11 protein-coding genes are annotated in these 18,962 nt (G+C 57.3%); all 11 read left to right on the top strand.

Annotated features, from left to right (window positions below):
• The first annotated feature begins 141 nt into the window (after positions 1-141).
• Positions 142-3,135, top strand: coding sequence for a TonB-dependent receptor (locus tag B1C80_RS05200; protein WP_077919986.1), 2,994 nt, complete (start codon positions 142-144; stop codon positions 3,133-3,135).
• Between the two features lie 35 nt (positions 3,136-3,170).
• Positions 3,171-4,631, top strand: a complete 1,461-nt coding sequence (locus tag B1C80_RS05195) for a RagB/SusD family nutrient uptake outer membrane protein (protein WP_077919985.1) — start codon at positions 3,171-3,173, stop codon at positions 4,629-4,631.
• Between the two features lie 82 nt (positions 4,632-4,713).
• A complete protein-coding gene (locus B1C80_RS05190) occupies positions 4,714-6,624 on the top strand; it encodes a fibronectin type III domain-containing protein (protein WP_077919984.1) in 1,911 nt (636 codons plus the stop codon).
• A 65-nt stretch (positions 6,625-6,689) separates the two neighbouring features.
• Entirely contained in the window at positions 6,690-8,066 is a 1,377-nt protein-coding gene (locus B1C80_RS05185) for an endo-1,4-beta-xylanase (protein ID WP_077919983.1), read from the top strand.
• Positions 8,067-8,133: 67 nt separating this feature from the next.
• On the top strand, positions 8,134-9,327 hold the full coding sequence (locus tag B1C80_RS05180) for an enolase C-terminal domain-like protein (protein WP_077920106.1): 1,194 nt from the start codon (positions 8,134-8,136) through the stop codon (positions 9,325-9,327).
• Between the two features lie 14 nt (positions 9,328-9,341).
• Positions 9,342-10,754 (top strand): hypothetical protein, encoded by a 1,413-nt coding sequence (locus B1C80_RS05175; protein WP_077919982.1) that lies wholly within the window; start codon positions 9,342-9,344, stop codon positions 10,752-10,754.
• Positions 10,754-11,542 (top strand): SDR family NAD(P)-dependent oxidoreductase, encoded by a 789-nt coding sequence (locus tag B1C80_RS05170; RefSeq protein WP_077919981.1) that lies wholly within the window; start codon positions 10,754-10,756, stop codon positions 11,540-11,542. Before B1C80_RS05175 ends, B1C80_RS05170 begins: the two co-directional genes overlap by 1 nt.
• Positions 11,543-11,555: 13 nt before the next feature.
• Positions 11,556-14,519, top strand: a complete 2,964-nt coding sequence (locus B1C80_RS05165) for a sugar-binding domain-containing protein (protein ID WP_077919980.1) — start codon at positions 11,556-11,558, stop codon at positions 14,517-14,519.
• A gap of 12 nt (positions 14,520-14,531) precedes the next feature.
• Positions 14,532-15,818, top strand: a complete 1,287-nt coding sequence (locus tag B1C80_RS05160; RefSeq protein WP_077919979.1) for an MFS transporter — start codon at positions 14,532-14,534, stop codon at positions 15,816-15,818.
• A 97-nt stretch (positions 15,819-15,915) separates the two neighbouring features.
• Positions 15,916-16,629 (top strand): RraA family protein, encoded by a 714-nt coding sequence (locus tag B1C80_RS05155; protein ID WP_077919978.1) that lies wholly within the window; start codon positions 15,916-15,918, stop codon positions 16,627-16,629.
• 196 nt (positions 16,630-16,825) lie between these two features.
• Entirely contained in the window at positions 16,826-18,940 is a 2,115-nt protein-coding gene (locus B1C80_RS05150; protein ID WP_077919977.1) for a PQQ-binding-like beta-propeller repeat protein, read from the top strand.
• The last annotated feature ends 22 nt before the right edge of the window (positions 18,941-18,962 follow it).

Genomic DNA, 18,962 nt, shown 5'->3' with positions numbered 1-18,962 from the left:
GGGCGTTTTTTTTGTTTCTTGGCTATTTCCAAGAATATATAAAAAAAAATATGACTGAACACTTTGAGAAAGGGGAAAGAGTAATTTTATTTGCTTATCATTATGGTATTAAATTTTATAATATAAAAATAACTAAACCCTATGCAATCAAAACTACAATGCCTGGTACTGATGGGGTTACTCTCCCTCGTCTCAGTAGCAGTCCAGAGCCAGTCCATTACCCTGACGGGTAAGGTCGTTACGGGCGACTCCCGTGTTGCGCTTCCTGGGGTGAACGTCTCCGTTGAAGGAACAAACACCGGCACCAGTACCGATGCGAATGGCACGTACCGGCTGAACCTGCCTTCGGGGAACAGCACGGTGGTTTTCTCCTATATCGGCTACGTAACCCAGCGGGTGGAAGTTGGCGGCCGTACGCAGCTGGATGTTTCTCTGGAGGAAGATAACAAGTCGCTCAACGAGGTGGTCGTCGTGGGTTACGGAACGGTGAGAAAGTCGGATCTGACGGGTTCGCTGGCTTCCGTGAAGGCAAAGGACATCAACGCCTTTCCGGCCACCAACGTGCTGCAGGCGCTGTCGGGGCGGGCACCGGGGGTGCAGGTTATTCAGAATACCGGCGCTCCGGGCGCTGCGGTCAGCGTGCGCATTCGGGGCACCAACTCGGTGCAGGGCAGCAATGAGCCGCTGTACGTAATCGACGGGTTCCCGACCTCGGGCAGCAACCCAACCGTTCTGAACAACAGCGATATCGAAAGCATCGAAATCCTGAAAGATGCCTCGGCCACGGCCATTTACGGATCGCGTGGGGCAAACGGCGTCGTACTGATCACCACCCGGCAGGGAAAGGCCGGGCAGATGCGGGTAGACTACGAAGGGAGTTACAGCGTGCAGAGCCTGCGTAAAAAGCTGGACCTGATGAACGCCAGGGAGTACGCTACCTTTTATAACGAGCAGGCCGCCAACGACAGGCTGGCTCCGTACTTTACCCAGGCGCAGATCGACTCGTTTGGTGAGGGGTTCGACTGGCAGAACCTGATCTTCCGGAAAGCGCCCATGCAAACGCACAACCTGACCGTCAGCGGGGGGAATGAGAAGACCCGGTTTTCGGTCGGTGGCAGCATCTTCAATCAGGACGGTATCCTGATCAACAGTGATTACAAACGCTACTCGCTCCGGGCCAATGTCACGTCTGATATCAGCAAGAAGTTTAACCTGACCTACGGCGCTACCCTGACTAAAATCCAGACCAGCCGGCAAAACAACGGGGGCGGCAACCGGGGTGGCTCGCTGATTTCGGCGGCTATATCGGCTCCACCTACGCTCACCCCCTACAACGATGATGGCACCTACCGGGTGCTGGCTACGGCCTATCCGTTCATCTCGAACGTGCTGATCAACCCGCTCAATTACATCTACCAGCAAACTGACCGGATCGACGCCAACCGGGTGCTGGCCAACGCAGCCCTGACGTTCAAGCCCGTCGATGGGTTATCGATCAAACTGTCGGGCGGGATCGAAAACAGCGACGACCGGTCTGATTTTTACACCTCTACCCAGTTTATCAACTCGCAGGGGAGCGCCAGTGTGTCGAGTACGCGCGGCACCAGCCTGCTGAGCGAAAATACAATCAGCTACATCAAGACGCTGGCCCAGAAACACAGCATTTCGGCCGTTGTGGGGCTGACCTATCAGGACTTCCTGAATACCTCGCTGGGCGGGTCGGGAAATGGCTTTCTGAGCAACGTTACCGAAACCGCTAATCTGGGCTCGGCCAATACGCCCGGTATTCCAAGTTCGGGTTATTCGTTCGCCACCCTGCTGTCGTACCTGGGCCGGGTCAACTACAGTTACGATAACAAATACCTGCTGACGGCCAGTTTCCGGGCCGACGGCTCGTCCCGCTACAGCGAAGGGAACAAATGGGGGTACTTCCCATCGGGCGCGCTGGCCTGGCGGGTGTCGGAAGAAGATTTTCTGAAGAGTTCGGCCTACATCAGCGACCTGAAGGTGAGAGCCAGCTGGGGCCGTACCGGCAGTCAGGCGATCAACCCCTATGCGACGCTAAACAACCTCCTGGCCGGCAAGACCGTATTCGACGACGCGCTCTACAACACCTTTGCGCCCGGCACTGTACTGCCCGGTAACCTGAAATGGGAAACCACCGAGCAAACGGACTTCGGAATCGACGCCGGGTTCCTTAACAACCGCTACCGGCTTACGCTCGATTATTACATCAAGAATACCTACGATCTGCTTAATACCGTACAACTGCCGGTCGGTTTTGGGTTTACCAGCACCATCCAGAACGTGGGCGAAATCCAGAACAAAGGGCTGGAAGTGGCCCTCGACGCGCGGGTGATCGACAAAGCCTTCAAGTGGGACCTGAGCGGCAACATTGCCTTCAACCGGAATAGAGTCATTAAACTGTACGGCGGCAAAGACATTCTGGGTGGCAACGTGGGTGTAACGCTGATCAGCGACGCGGCTAACCTGCTGCGCGAGGGCCAGCCGATGAGCGTCTTTTTTGGCTACCTCGAAAATGGCTATAACGAGCAGGGGCGGGTCGTTTATCAGGATCTGAACGGCGACAAGGTCATTAACCAGCTCGACAAAGCCATCATTGGTAATCCGAACCCGGACTTTATCTACGGGCTTAACTCCACCATGTCGTTCAAAGGCCTGGAGCTGACCATGTTCTGGCAGGGATCTCAGGGGAACGATCTGCTGAACGTCAGCTCGATCAATAACACCCTCGACTACGGATTCGGGCTGAATATGCCAAGAGAGGTTTTTACCAATCACTGGACGCCCGACCGGCCCAATGCCAAGTACCCGGTCATTTCCCGCTCCAACACCTATAACTACTCGAATCGGCTGGTTGAAGATGGCTCGTTTCTGCGCCTGCGTAACATTCAGCTCGCCTATAACCTGCCCCTGCAGCAGTGGGGCGTCAGCTGGATGCGGAACGCGCAGATTTACGCCAGCGGCCAGAACCTGCTCACCTTCACCAGGTATTCCTGGTGGGACCCCGAGACAAACTCGCAGGGTGGTGCCAACTCCATCGGTCAGGGTATCGATCACTACAGCTACCCGACCTCCAAAGCCGTTACGTTCGGCCTGCGCGTAGGATTTTAATGAGTTTGACCCTTACTCTTCATGTTATTAATCCGATGAAATCTCTCATTCACATAGTCGCGCTATCACTCGCCGTTGTTGTCTTTACAGCCTGCGAGGAGGTACTGCAGGAATCGCCGAAGGCGGTAGCGGTCGAAACATTTTACAATACCGCCGGCGAGGTAGAAGCGGCCGTCAACGCAGCTTACGCCCAGCTTCGGGCCCCCAACAACATCAGCGGTCAGCTGGGCGCGCAGCTGGAAGCCTATACCGATTATAGCTACGGACGCGGCAGCTATCAAATCCTGAGCGATTTTCAGGGGCTCAACAGTACCAATATTCCCCGTACCGATGCCGGCTGGACCCTGTTTTACCTGACCATCCGTAATGCCAACCTGGTTATTCAGAACGCGCCCAAAGGATCGTCGATCAGCCAGGCCGACGTGGCCCGTTTCGTAGCCGAAGCCAAATTTCTCCGCGCGTTCAGCTATTTCTGGCTCGTGCGGAACTGGGGTGGGGTGCCAATCCGTACCGAAGCCACGCTCAATGAGCCGAACATAAAACGATCGACGGCCGAGGAGGTCTACACGCTGATTCTGGCCGATCTGAAAGAAGCCGAAACGGTATTGCCCGACAAAGGCGCGCAGGTAGGCCGGGCCACCAAGTGGGCCGCCAAGGCCGCGCTGGCCGAGGTCTATTTCTACCGGAACCAGTATGCCGAAGCGCGGGATAAGGCCAACGAGATTATCCAGTCGAAGCTGTTTTCGCTGGTGCCCGTAACAGTAGCCAATGACTTCGACAAAGTGTTTGGCCCCACCGTTGTATCGACGACCGAAGAAATCTGGTACCTGAAAATGACCCGGCAGGCCGGTCAGGGGCAATACCTGGCCATGTTTGCCCATCATCCGGGTTCCCGTCTTCACGGGGCCGGTGGGTTCTTCGCCCACTATACCGACGCGCAGACCAACTCCGTCTTTAAAAACTGGGATAATGCCGATCTGCGCAAGGGCTACAACTGGTACAGCTGGAATATCGGTTTGGGAGCCAACTCGTTCCTCTGCAAAAAATTTGCCGATCCCCTGGCGCCGGGTAATGATGCGGCCGGTAACGACTTTCCGATCTATCGCTATGCTGACATCCTGCTGCTCTATGCCGAAGCCGCTAGCCGGGCTGGTAACGGACCTACCGCTGCCGCCCTCGACGCGCTGAATCAGGTACACCGCCGGGCCTATGGTCAGCCGCCCACCGTAGCCTCGGCCGTCGATTTCAAACTGGCCGATTACAACGCTACTTCGTTTGCCAATCTGGTCATTCAGGAAAGGGGGTACGAAACCCAGTACGAAGCCAAACGCTGGCTCGACCTCAAACGCCTGGGCACCGCCGAACTGAAAGCCCGCATCAAGGCCGCCACGGGTAAAGACGTGGCCGACAAGCACCTGTTCTGGCCCATTCCCGTGGGTGAGCTGAACTTTAATACGGCGCTGGACCCCGCCAAAGACCAGAACCCAGGCTATTGATTGACAATGTTTAGGTATGATCCCGTCAGGTAGCTGACCTTATCGGCTACCTGATTTGTACCCCTCTTTGATTGATTGAGTTATGTTGAGAATAATCGTTCTGAGTATCGTTGTGATTCTGGTACTGGCCATCCAGCCACGCGCGAATGCCTTTACGCATTTCATTACCAGAGCTGGCGACCGGCTAAAGGAGGGCAATCAGGTGTTCAGGTTCATATCGGTAAATACACCAACCATCAATGGGCATTACGACGGTTATAAACATACCAATCCGGCCAGTGGGTATGTCTATGATCCGGTAGAGCTCTTCTTTGAGATGGAAGCCCATTTCAAGGATATGGCCCAGATGGGGGTTACCGTTATCCGCACCTGGGGAATCACGGTTAACGATGGCTCGGGCGAATTTGAAGCCCTGGTTTCGGGTCCGCATACCTATAACGAGATGGCATTCCGGCGCATCGATAAAATGCTGGAACTGTGCAACAAGTATAACATCCGGGTCATTCTCTGCCTGGTTAAGGAAAACAAATACTGGGGCGGAACAGCTGCGTTCAGCAAGCTCTACGGCGGGGGCGACTACTACCAGTCAGCGGCTGTCAAAGCCGGGTTTAAGGAATTGCTACAGACTGCTGTCAATCGAAAAAATCGGTTTACGGGTGTACCGTATAAAAACGACAAGGCTATACTGGCCTGGGAATTTGGCAACGAGGTGCCGAACAACCAGAGCGCCTGGATCGCCGAAATGGCCGGCTATCTGAAGAGTATTGACTCCAACCATCTGATTGCCGATCCGCGTCGGGCCAACGGGGTGCAGCAGATGAACGCCATCGTGACGGATGTGCTGGCCAATAATACCAACATCGACATCGTCAAAACCCGGCAATACCCCAATTATCGGAACACGGTCGCCGAACTCTGGAACGAATGCCAGGGTAAACGCCCGCTGATTATCGACGAGTTTCAGCGCTTCGATGGGTTCAAAGATGTTCTGGAAGCGGTTTGTAACACGGGCACCAGCGGGGCGCTGCTTTGGAGCCTGATGAAACCGCAGTATAATGGCGGCATTGGCGGCCATGCGCTGTTTCATTCCTATTCCTGGGGCGGCAGCCGCTGGCCCGGATTCGACAGTGGCGACTATTTCAAGGAACGCGAAAATCTGATGTTGGTCCGGGCGTATGGCTATAAAATCCGGGGAAAGCAGCTACCCGCCCTGCCTGCGCCGACGGATGCTCCCTACCTGTTTCCCAGTTTACGAAGCGATGCCGTCGCCTTAAAATGGCGCGTTTCGCCCGGCGCGAGATACTATATCGTCGAAAGAGCCAGTTCGGCAAAAGGGCCCTGGCAGGTGATCCGAACTGATCTGGACATCAGCTATCATCTTTATTTCTATCCGTTGTTCACCGATGCCAGCGCCATTCCCGGAAAGGCCTATTACTACCGAATTAAAGGTAAAAACGAGGCTGGTATATCGCCCGCATCGAATATAATCGGACCAGTAGTGCCCACATCCCGCATGGTGATGGATAACCTGAAAGACTTCTCACTGACCGCATCGCATTCCGACAATCTGCGGATCAGCCAGGAGACATGGCCCCGGCTCCGGCAAACCGAAGAAGATTTTTTTCAGGCGGAGCGGGTCGTCGGTAGTGAATCGGGCGAACTGGTGTACCGGGCCGATACGCTGAGCTGGATTGAGGTGATCGCATTCAGCGATAAGGTAGATGCCGTTAGTCTGTTTTACTCGACCGATGGCTCATCCTGGACCGCACTGCCGGAGGGGGTGCTGCATAAAACTCACCGAGCCGCCTATCCCAGCCAGATTTCCGGCAACAAGGATAATTCGGTTGATAAGTACACCTATACCGTACCGGCATTACCCCACGGTACGGTTGCGGTCAGGGTCGTAACCGGCAACGCGGGGGCTACTAATACCTACCCCTGGCTTGCGCGGGTGCATCTCGGATTCAAAGGATCACTAAAAACAGCTAACTAGGCCAGCCAGCATTAACCTCTTTTCTAACGAACCTGCCAGCCAACTGCCAGGCTACTACCCTAACTATGAAACAACTTGTCTTTGCCACCTATCTGACGCTGTCGGCACTGCCGTTGTCGGCTCAGCTGTCTGACGACTACAAAAACCAGTGGGCCAGCCCCGCCGTGCAGCAGCGTATTGCCGACGGTATTCGCGAACATCGTATGGGAAACTTTACGGTGCGGTTTACGGATAAGGACGGGAATCCGGTTTCGCCGGGCGATGTCTCGCTGACCCAAACCCGCCACGATTTTCACTTCGGTGCCAATGGTTTTATGGTCAAAGGGTTCAAGAATCCGAAGGAGGATGCGCTGTACGAAGAACACTTTGCCCGGCTGTTCAATTTCGTCACTATTCCGTTCTACTGGCCCGAGCTGGAGCCCGAACCCGGCAAGCTGCGTTTCGACAAAAACAGCCCCTACAGCTACCGCCGACCGGCTCCCGACCTGGTGATGGAGTTTGCGCGGAAGCATGCTATTACCCCCAAAGGCCATACCCTCGTTTGGGATAATCCGCGCTGGTCCATACCGACCTGGCTCCCGAAGGATGAGAAGATCATGGAGCAGAAAATCAACAAACGCATCGAGCAGATTGCGCAACGGTATGGCCACGAGATTCAAATTTGGGATGTTGTCAACGAAGTGACCGACCGGCATGCCGACGTGCTGATGCCCAAAGATTTTGCGTTCAAGGCTTTTAAGGAGAGCGAACGGGTATTTCCGAACAGCAATGTCTTTACCCTCAACTTCACGACTGCTATCTGGAAACGGAGCAACAAACGCGAGTACAGCGCCGATTATCTGCTCACCGAAAGTCTGCTGCGCCGTAACGCGAAGATCAACGCCATCGGCCTGCAGTTTCACAACTTCAGCGAGCCGGAATACGAACAGATTATGAAGGGCAAAGAGATGACTCCCACTACATTATTCAACACACTCGACCTGTATTCCGACTTTAACCTGCCGCTGCACATCACCGAGATTACGGTTTCGGCGCTATCGGATAAAGGCCCTGATTACCAGGCGGTCATGGCCGAGAACTACTATAAACTGTGGTTCAGCCACCCAAAAGTAGAAGCCATTATCTGGTGGAATCTGGTCGACGGCACCGCGGCCCCGGCCGGGATCCGGGCCGATGGCAGTGTGATTCCCGGCGAAGACAAATGGAAAGGCGGGCTGCTGAACCGGGACTTTACCAAAAAGCCGGTTTACGACGTACTCGACCGGCTGATCAATAAGGAGTGGCGCACGAACCTGACCGTAAAACCAACCGCAAACGGAGCCAGCTACCGGGGCTTCTACGGTACCTACAAGCTGGTAACCCAGCTGAAAGGCAAGACGTACGAAAAAGAAATTCAATGCCCGAAAAGCGGCACACGCGACATTGTCGTGGTGCTGGATTAACCTAACAACCTGACAGATACCCTTTAACGGAACGGCCGTGACCAGTCGCCCGGTCGTTCATACCGCTATGAAAATCATTGACTTACGTACCCGTTGTGTCGCTATTCCGCTCAACGCTCAGCTCCGCCACAATACCGGCGTTCATCCGGGTTATTTTCTGCGCACCATTCTGGAAATCATCACCGACGAAGGGGTGGTGGGCCTGGGCGAAGTAGGCGGGGGCGATCAGCGGGGCGCTCTCCAGAAACTGAAGCCGCGCATTGTGGGTGAAGACCCGTTTCACCTCGAAAAAATCAAGCTGAAAGTACTGCGCAGTATCTATTACATGTCCAATGCCCGCCTGTATGCCGCCATCGAAATGGCCTGCCTCGACATTCAGGGAAAGGTACTGAACCGCCCACTGAGCGATCTGCTGGGCGGTCGCGTACGGGACGAAGTGCCGTTTATTGCCTACCTGTTCTGGCGCTACGACCGCCCCGGCGATGGACGGCATGACGAAACTGCCGAAGACCTAGCCGATTTCTGCGTCGAACTGCACGAAACGCTGGGCGTAAACGCCATGAAGCTCAAAGCGGGGGTTATGGCGCCCAAAGAAGAGGTGCGGGTGCTCGAACTCTGCCGCCAGCAGCTGGGCGACGACTTCGGTCTGCGGATCGATCCGAACGGGCTGTGGTCGGTGCAGACCGCCGTACAGATGGGCCACCGGCTCGAAGACCTCAACATCGAATATTTCGAAGACCCGTCTTGGGGGCTCGAAGGCAACGCGGCCGTTCGGAAGCAGATCCGGATTCCGATCGCCACCAATATGTACCCCGCCCGTTTCGACGATCTCGCTCCGGCGATCCGGATGGGGTCGGTCGACATTGTCCTGACCGATATTCATTATTGGGAAGGCCCGCGCGGGGTAAAGGATCTGGTGGCCGTCTGTAACACCTTCAACCTGGGCGTGGCCATGCACTCCGGTGCCGAATTCGGTATCGAGCTGGCGGCCATGATCCATACAGCCTCGACGATTCCAACCATGAATTTTGCGGGCGATGCGCACTACCACTACCTGACCGACGACATCATTGAGGGCGGGCTGATGCGCTACGAAAACGGCTGTATTAAGGTGCCAACCGGGCCGGGGCTGGGCGTCGCGCTGGACGAGGACAAGATGACGTTTTACGAAAAATACTACGAAGAGAAAGGCGATTACTACGCCCGCTTTCATCAGGACCCGTACCGGCCTGACTGGTTTCCGACGGTGGGTGGGATGTAAACAATAGGGCTGTTATGTATTATTCTCTGACTCGAAACGTACTGCTGCTGGTGCTACTCATTTGTCTGGAGGGGGTGGCCCAGCCAAGCGCGTTTGTACGGGTAAGCAAAACCAATCCGAGGTATCTGGAGCTGGCGGGTAAACCTTTTATTCCGGTGGGCCCCAATATCTGCTTTGCCCGCCTGGTGACGAATGGTGACAGCCTGCTGGCCTACTACGACCACTATTTTGGCCGGCTGGCTGCCAGTGGCGGAAACTTTACGCGCGTCTGGTTAAGTACGCCTATGCTGGAAGTCGAAAAGCAGCAGCCGGGTTTGGTCGATAAACAAACCGAAACGCTGATCGACGGCCTGGTCGGGCTGGCCCAAAAGCACGGCATACGCATCAAATTCTGCCTGGAACATTTTCGCAAAGTCACCGGCTCACCGGCGCCCTTTCCGTCTTCCGTTCCGTTTGATAAACCCGTTTATGCCGGGGCGGTCTCGTCGATGGATGCGTTTTTTCGCTCGGAAAAAGGAAAGCAACTGTATCTGAACCGGGTCGCTTTTTTCGCCGGAAAATACCGCAACAACCCAACGGTTTTCGGCTGGGAATTATGGAATGAGCTGAACTCGGTACGGGTCGACGACGAGTCCTTGCTGCTGACGTGGACAACCGACATGCTCGACAGGGTGAAGGCGCTGGTGCCGAATCAGCTGGTGATGCAAACGCTCGGAAGCTACGATTCGCCCAAACAGCATGAGCTGTACCGGACGTACTCGGCGCTGCCGAACAACGAGCTGGCGCAGGCCCATCGCTACCTCGACAAAGGGGCGTCCTTACCCGTTTGTCAGGCACCGATGGATGTTTTGGCCAGCGACGCGGTCAGCAGTCTACTGGCCCTGGCACCGGCAAAACCCGTTCTGCTGTCGGAAGTGGGGGCCGTGGAGCCTCACCATACCGGTCCCTTTTTACGGTACCCGGCCGATACGCAGGGGACCTTACTGCACGACCTCCTGTTCGCTCCGTTCTTCGCGGGAGCGGCTGGGCCGGGGCAGAGCTGGCACTGGGATTATTACATCGAAAAAAATAACCTGTGGTGGCATTTCAGCCGATTCAACGAAGCCATCAGCGGCTTCGACCCGGTAGCGCAGCAGGCCGCACCCTTCCGGCTATCGGCCGACAATGGCCTGACGATTTACGGCTTACGGGGCCGGACAACTACCCTGCTTTGGGTGAAGGACACTGCCTCGAACTGGAAAAGCGAGCTGGAGGCTAACCGGCCGGCAGCCGTGCTGTCCCGAAAAACCATAAAGCCGGGGCTTCCGGCCTCCCGAACGCTTTCCTTTTATGATCCTTGGAAAGGTGTCTGGACGAAGGGTACCCCTGGCAAAGCGCTGTCGCTGCCAGATTTCTCCCGGTCAATCATCGTAAAACTGGACTACTGATGGAGTCAACACCAAAAAAAGCCCTGGTAACGGGTGCCTCCCGGGGAATAGGTAAGGCCATTGCGCTCCGTCTGGCCGACGAAGGCCATGAGGTGGTGGTGCATTTCCACGAGAACCAGGCCGAAGCCGCCGGAGTCGCCCAAGCCATTCGGGAGAAGGGCGGAACAGCGTATGTGTTGCAGGCCGATCTATCGGATGTGAAGCAGGCTATTCGACTGGGCGAGGTGGCCTGGGACATGACCGGCGGGCTGGATATACTGGTGAACAATGCCGGGGTATCGTACAAGCGCCATTTTCTGGACGTTACGGAAGCCGACTTTGAGCTGTTCAACGCCGTCAATTTCCGCAGCACCACGTTCCTGACCCAGTCGGTGGCCCGCAACATGGTCAGGCATCAGGTAGCGGGCAGCATCTGGACAGTTACGTCGGTCAATGGAATACGGCCGGGTCTGGGACTGAGCGTGTACGGAGCAACCAAAGGGGCGCTGGAAACCCTGATGAAAGGCATAGCCATGGAGCTGGGGCCGCACCAGATTCGGGTAAACACGGTGGCCGTTGGGGCCGTGCAGACCGATATCAACCGGGATGTATGGGAGAACCCCGACCTGCTTCAGACGGTGAACAACGGTATTCCCGCCGGTCGGTTCGGCCTGCCCGACGAGATCGCCGGCGTACTGGTCGATTTAATTAACTCCGGTAGCTACATGACCGGTACTACCATCACCATTGATGGTGGACTCCTGCTGATGCGGGGGTATGGACAGGTAAAACCCTACAAAACCAACTAACCGAAAGCATAGCATGAAGCTATATAGCGCACTCTTTTTAGGCCTGTGGCTGCTAACGAGCGGAGTGTCGGCCCAGTCTGACATGACCGCCAGAAAGCTCTGGCAACCGTACCGCATAACCCCCCGAACGGGCGCGCAGCACATCGATTTGTCGGGCCGTGGCTGGGAACTGTCGTATGCCGATAAGCCGGTAACGGACCTGAAGCAGAGCCGCCAGGGGGCTTTTCAGACGACCATCCCTAACTCGGTTCACTGGTCGCTGTTCAAGGCCGGCAGGTTGCCGCATCCGTATTATAACCGCAACTCAACCCAGTACCGCTGGGTCGAAGAAAAGGCCTGGTACTACAAAAAGACGGTCGACGTGCCGGCAGCTGCCCGGGATAACTTTGTTTTTCTCTGTTTCGACGGCGTCGACTACTTCTCGAAAGTCTGGGTCAACGATAGCCTGGTGGGGGTTCATGAGGGCATGTTTGGCGGGCCTACCGTTGAGGTGAGCCGTTTCCTGAAGCCGGGCGGCAAAAACGACATCACGGTAGAGGTGCGGGCGGGTAACTGGGGAAACCGGGCAACCGACTACGAGAACCTGCCCCGCACAGCCTCGGGCGAATTCGATTACTCGAAACGAACCGGCTTTAATCCCCGCGCCACTGGTAAAATCATTAAGCCGTGGGTGATTTCGGGTGGCTCGGGGGGTGAACCGTTTTTCTCGGTGGGTATGTGGCAGGGCGTCCGGCTCGAAATTGTACCGCCCTTTCATCTGGAACGGCCGTATATGACCACCCGAAGCCTGACGGCCAGCGCGGCCCAGCTGCACCTCTCGGCCGAAGTATTCGCGCAGGCCCACTCGCTCCAGAAACAGCTTCACCCCTGGAACAACACCCAGCTAAACCACCCCAACGAAAAAGGAACCGTTTTCAAGCCGGTGGCCGAAACGCTGAGTGTGCTGGTCGAACTCAGGCCAAAGGCAATGGCGCCAGCGACCGGGTCCGGCGGTCAGTCGCCCAGGACCAAGCCGGGCGAGGGTTTCAGCCGCGAGTACCCGGTTACCGCCTATGAAGGCCGTATCTGGCTCGAAGAGGACATCACTCTGCCGAACCCGAAGCGCTGGAATCCGAACGGTATGGGCGACCCGAACCTGTACGACGTCAGCCTGACGCTGAAGCAGAACGGCAGCCCGGTAGACCGGATGCAGTTTGACTATGGCATCCGTACCATTGAGCGCGTACCCACCGCCGGGCCGCGCACCGCCGACCGGTGGGAAAACTGGCAGTTTATCGTGAACGGGCAGAAACTCTTCGTGAAGGGAATGAACTTCACCCCGCAGGATATCCTGCTCGATCTGCCCCGCGAACGCTACCGCTGGACCCTCGAAGCCGCCAAAAAAATGGGCGTACAACTGATCCGCATCTGGGGCGGGGGGCTGCTCGAAACCGATCACTTCTACGACATCTGTAACGAGCTGGGGCTGATGGTCTGGCAGGATTTTCCGATCGGAAACCAGGATACGCCCGACTATCCGCAGGATGTCTGGGAAGCGCAGGTAGTGCAGAATATTTTCCGGCTTCGGAACCACCCCTCGCTCGCGATCTGGAACGGTGGTAACGAGTTTAACCCATACTCGTACGGCAATGCCGCTTCCATGGGCATCATCGAACGGAACCTGGATATCTTCGATAAGTCGAGGCTGTTTGTCCGTACCACCCCCGACGATGGCTCCATGCACGCCTATCCCGACATGGACCCCAGCTGGTATAACCGCAGCTACAAGTTTGAGCCGTGGGTGTCAGAAACGGGTATGCATAGTATTCCCGAAGCGGGTGTATTTCTGGAGACTGTCGACAATAAGGAGTTTACCGGGCTGGGCAAGATGTGGGATAAAGCGTTTGGCCCCGCGCACCCCGATTTCATTCATCACTTTACCGAATACGGCCCCGGTCGGGTGCCGCGTATGCTGAGCCGGGCGTCGCACATTGCCGACATGGCCGATCCAACGCTCGAGTCCATCTCCGAAGCGTCGCAGATTGGGGCGGGGGAATTTTATCAGGTCTTCTCGGAAAAGATGCAGGGTAACTACCCCGTTACGGCTGGGCTGATGCCCTGGGTGTTCAAACGCCACTGGCCCGTCATTGCTATTCAGCTGATGGATTGGTTCGGACAGGCAGCCGCTCCGTACTATTTTCTGAAACGCACCTACGAGCCGACCCACGTAGCCATCGACCTGCCCCGGTTGATCTGGGCGTCCGGCGAAACCATCGGGCTGACCGCCAAGGTCACCCACGCCCAGCCGCAGGCACTGGCCGGTCATACGGTACGTGTAACGGTGCTGGATGATGGGTTCAACCCACTCTGGAAAGCCACCAAGCCGCTCGCCATTGCGGCCGGGCCCTCCGTCAGTTCGGCAACCATCGGGGCGTTTGCGATCCCGGCTGCCTATAAAGACCGCTTCCTGTTTGTCGTGGCTGAACTAACCGACGCGTCGGGCAAGCTGGTATCGCGCTCCATTTATTACCCGCGTTCGCTGACGATGATGGACGACAAAACCACTCACGATAGGTACGTAGCGGAACCCGTAGCCTGGCCGGCGATCGAGAAAGGACCTTTCCTGAAAGCAACCGTTCAGAAAACAACCACCACGCTCGAAAGCAAACTGCTGTCGATGAAGCCGCTCGACGATAGCCGCTCGCAACTAATGGTGCAGGTACGGAACGCAGGCACGACGCCCGCCTTCATGACCCGACTCGACATTGCCGGGGCCAGACGCGCCCTCGTTGCCGATGACAACTATTTCTGGCTGGCCCCCGGCGAAGTCCGGACCCTGGCCGCTACGGTGCTCTGGCGGGGCGACACCCAGCGGCCCGACGCTCCCCGCGAACGGCCAGCCGGAACGGTATCGGTCACTGTCAGTGCCTGGAACGCGCCGGTGGTGAGCCTGCCGCTGGATACCAAAGCGCTGCTGGTTCAGAAAACAAGCAAGTAAACCCGATCCAACATGAACCCATCCGAACCACTAGGAATTGTGCCGATACCAGAGGCCGCCCGCCCGAAACCGCCCCAGGCGCCCGTTCGCTGGACCCTGCTGATCCTGCTATGGCTGGCCTTTTTCCTGAACCAGGCCGACCGGCAGATCTTCAGCGTGGTGCTACCGCTCATCCGGACCGAGCTGGGCCTGACCGACGCGGAGCTGGGCCTGATTGCGTCGGCGCTGGTCTGGACCTACGGGCTGCTGGTGCCGGTAGCGGGCTTTATTGGCGATCGGTTCTCGCGCCGGAATATCATCGGGTTCTGCCTGCTGTTCTGGTCGGGGGCCACCCTGTTTACGGGCCTGTGTTCGTCGGTGGTGCAGTTTGTTTTGCTGCGGGGCGTCGGAACGGGTGGGGGCGAAGCCTTCTACGCGCCATCGGCCAACGCGATGCTGGGCGAGAACTACCGCCATAACCGGTCCTTTGTCTTGTCCATTCACCAGTCGGCCGTTTATTTCGGGATCATCCTGAGCGGACTGATTGCGGGCTACATCGGTGAACGATACGGCTGGCGTCATGCCTTCTACCTGTTTGGCGGACTGGGCATCGTGCTGGCGGCTGTCTTCTTCCGACTCATTCCCGAAGACGTACCGGCCGCCGGGCCCGCCAGCCAACAGGAATCCACAACTCAGATCGTGGCCACGGCCCGGGCCATTATCCGGAAACCAACGGTGATACTGCTTACCCTGGGGTTTGGCTGCATGGTATTCGTGAATGTGGGGTATCTGACCTGGATGCCCTCGTTTCTGGTCGATAAGTTCGGGTTGAGTCTGACCCAGGCGGGTTTCTCCGCCCTTTTCTATCACCATGCGGGTGCTTTTCTGGGCGTACTGTCGGGCGGAAAGCTGGCCGATCATTTTGCCCGCGTCAACCCCCGCAACCGACTCGTGATCCAGGCGCTTGGGCTGTTGCTGGGCGCGCCCTTCATCTACTGGATCAGCATGAGCCAGAGTCAGGCCATGACCTACGCAGCCCTGTTTGGCTTCGGCATATTCCGGGGCTGGTACGACTCCAACATCGTGGCTTCCCTGTATGAGGTAGTAGCACCCACCATCCGTTCATCGGCCTACGGGCTGATGCTGGCCTGTGCGTTTCTGATCGGCGCATCGGCTCCTTATCTGCTGGGCGTGCTGAAACCAACGCTCGGGCTAACCATTGGGCTGGCCAGCCTCTCGGGTGTATATGTGGTCGGGGGGCTACTGATCGGGGCGGGGGCTATCTGGTTTTTTGAGGCCGATAAAGAACATAGCCTGTAAAGGGCAAGCGTCGACGCATCGGCCTGGTCAGCCTTGTGTTGCCTGAAACTAACTGACTGAACGTATTGAAATTGTAACTTATAAATCAACTGATTACATGGAAATCATTGCTAACGATTATCCCGTCCGCAAGCACTTCGTAGACTACGACACCGCCGAAGTAGCTTACCGCTACAAAAAACTGTATGCCGCGCTGATCTCGGATGCCCTCGAAGGGCTGGGCTACCACAACCAGTGTATGTCGAGCGGTATCTACCCGCTGGTTCATACCATGAAAGTGGCCGGGCCTGCGTTTACCGCCCATGGTATCGCGACGCCCAGCCGCGACCATAAAGTGCATGATATTCGGCTGGGTATGTTCAAGAGTATGACCGATGGGGTTGTGCAGATCCGCGATACGCAGGGCGACACCTCCTGCGGGCAGTTTGGCGAAATATCCGCCACCGCGGCTGCCGCTGCGGGTTGTGTAGGGGCTGTCATTGACGGGTCCACGCGCGACTCCAATTACCTGATCGATATGGGTTTTCCTACGTTCTGCCGGTTTCGGAATCCAGTCGAGGCTTTTGGCCGGTTCATGGTGGTCGATTACCAGATTCCCATTTACGTCAAAGGCATGAGCGGCCAGCTGCAGGTGAATCCCGGCGACTACATCTTCGGCGATAACGACGGGGTGGTGGTGGTGCCGCAGGAGCTGACCATCAAAGTGCTGGAAATTGCCGAACAGGCCTTTGCCGATGAGGCTCAGAGTCGTCAGGCGATGGCTACCGGCCGCGATCCGTTCGAGGTCTATCAGGAGTTTGGTCGTTTCTGAGCCGATTGGTTATTCGGTTGACTGCCCGTTCGCCTGTCCATTCCGGTTTCCGGGCAGGTGAACGGGCGGGTTGGTGGACGAGTAAAAAGAGCAGCTACCCACGCTTCGTTCACGAATGGGCAGGCTGTACTGACCGGCCCGGATTGTCGACTGTTCTAGTTATTCCGAATTGGATAGTATGGCTTACCTGTCTGGAATGCAACGTGTGCTGCTCGGGTTTGTGTCTGTTTTAGGCTCGGCGGGCCTGATGCTTAATAGCCCCGAACCGAATACCGACTGGCCTGAATACAACGGCGACGGGCATCGCAGCCATTATTCGCCCCTGGCTCAGATTACGCCCGCTAATGTGCAGCGCCTGGAGGTGGCCTGGCGCTATGCGTCGGGTGGGGCCGATACCGTTGGGAACCGAACCCAGATGCAGTGTAACCCGATCGTTATAGGCGGTATCCTCTACGGTGTGTCGGCCAATACCCAGGCCTTTGCGGTGAACGCAGTTACCGGTAAAGAAATCTGGAAAACGAACCTGCCCGATACCGACGGCACCACCAGCCGGGGCGTAACCTACTGGACCGACGGCACCGACGAGCGGATCTTCTTCGGGGCCGGTAACAACCTCTACGCGCTACGGGCCCGCACCGGCACCCGGATCGAGTCCTTCGGACAGGGCGGCTATATCGACCTTAAGCAAGGCATCGACCGACCCGGTGGCGACAACTACGTTCGGGCCAATACGCCCAACACCATCTACAAAAATCTGATCATCGTGGGGGCCCGGCTGGCCGAAGGCGAAACCGCGCTGCTGGGCGACGTGCGCGCCTACGACGTACGCACCGGCCGAACGGTCTGGACCTTTCGCACCATTCCGCAGCCGGGCGAGTATGGGTACTCGACCTGGTCGCCCGCCAACCCCCGCCAACGGCTGGGTGGGGCCAACGCCTGGGCCGGCATGGCTATTGACCGGCAGCGGGGTATCGTCTTTGTACCCACCGGATCGGCCGCCTATGACTTTTACGGAGGAAACCGAAAAGGCGATAACCTGTTTGCCAACTGCCTGCTGGCGCTCGATGCCGCCACCGGGAAGCGCCTGTGGCATTTTCAGTTCGTTCACCACGACATCTGGGATCGCGACCCGCCCGCGCCCCCCAACCTGCTGACGGTCGTGCAGAAAGGGTCGGACGGCAGGCCCCGACGCATCGACGCGGTGGCTCAGATAACCAAACAGGGACACGTGTTTGTCTTTGATCGGGTAACGGGCAAACTCTTGTTTCCGGTCGTTGAACAACCGTTTCCCGGCGATGCCGTAGCGGGTGAGCAGACCAGCCGCACCCAGCCAATTCCCCTGAAACCTGCCCCGTTTACGCAGCAGACCTTTACCGAGAAAGACATTAACCCCTGGGCTTCGGACCGGCCGGCCCTGGTAGCCATGCTGCGAAAAGCCCGCACCGGCAGCCCGTATATACCCCTGACGGCGGAGACGACCATCTTCTTTCCGGGCACCGACGGGGGCGCACAGTGGGGCGGAGCCGCTACCGACCCGGAAGGAACCATCTACATTCCGGCCAAGCAGAACCCCTGCTATTCGACGCTTATCCTGAAAGACCAGCCCGCCGGGAAAGCCCTGGTGTCGACGGCGCAACTGTACAAGGCAAACTGTTCATCCTGCCACGGAGCCGACCGGCGCGGCAATCACGACGGGTCGTATCCGTCGCTGCTCGGGATCGACCGGCGGCTCTCGGCGGAGGCTATTCATCAGGTGGTACTCAGGGGGCGGGGTATGATGCCCGGCTTCTCTCATTTACCCGAAGCGGAACGGAAAGCCATCGTCGACTATCTGCTGAACAAAACCACCCCGGCTCAGGCGAGTCGGGCTCGTACCCGTGATGTACCTTACCAGCATACGGGCTATAACCGCTGGTACGACAGCCAGGGCTATCCGGTCAGTGCGCCACCCTGGGGTACGCTGACCGCCATTGACCTCAATACGGGCGAACACCGGTGGCAGGTGCCGTTGGGCGAGTACCCCGAACTGACCGCCAGAGGCATTCCGCCTACCGGCACCGATAATTACGGAGGGCCACTGGTAACGGGCAGCGGGCTGCTGTTCATCGCGGCCAGTAAAGACAGCCAGTTGAGGGCCATCGACAAAAAAAACGGCAAGATCGTCTGGCAAACAAGCCTGCCGGCTGCCGGCTACGCGACCCCGGCTACCTATTCGGTAGGTGGTCGGCAGTTTGTTGTGATTGCCTGTGGCGGGGGCAAGCTAAAATCAAAATCGGGCGATCAGTATGTGGCCTACGCGCTGGCCCCCTGACCGGCATAAATCGGAAAGAGGA

This window comes from Spirosoma sp. 209 (assembly GCF_002006735.1).
In the GTDB taxonomy this organism is placed as follows: Bacteria; Bacteroidota; Bacteroidia; order Cytophagales; family Spirosomataceae; genus Spirosoma; species Spirosoma sordidisoli.
The sequence above is the reverse complement of the archived record's forward strand: the minus strand, read 5'-3'. Positions and strand labels throughout refer to the sequence as shown.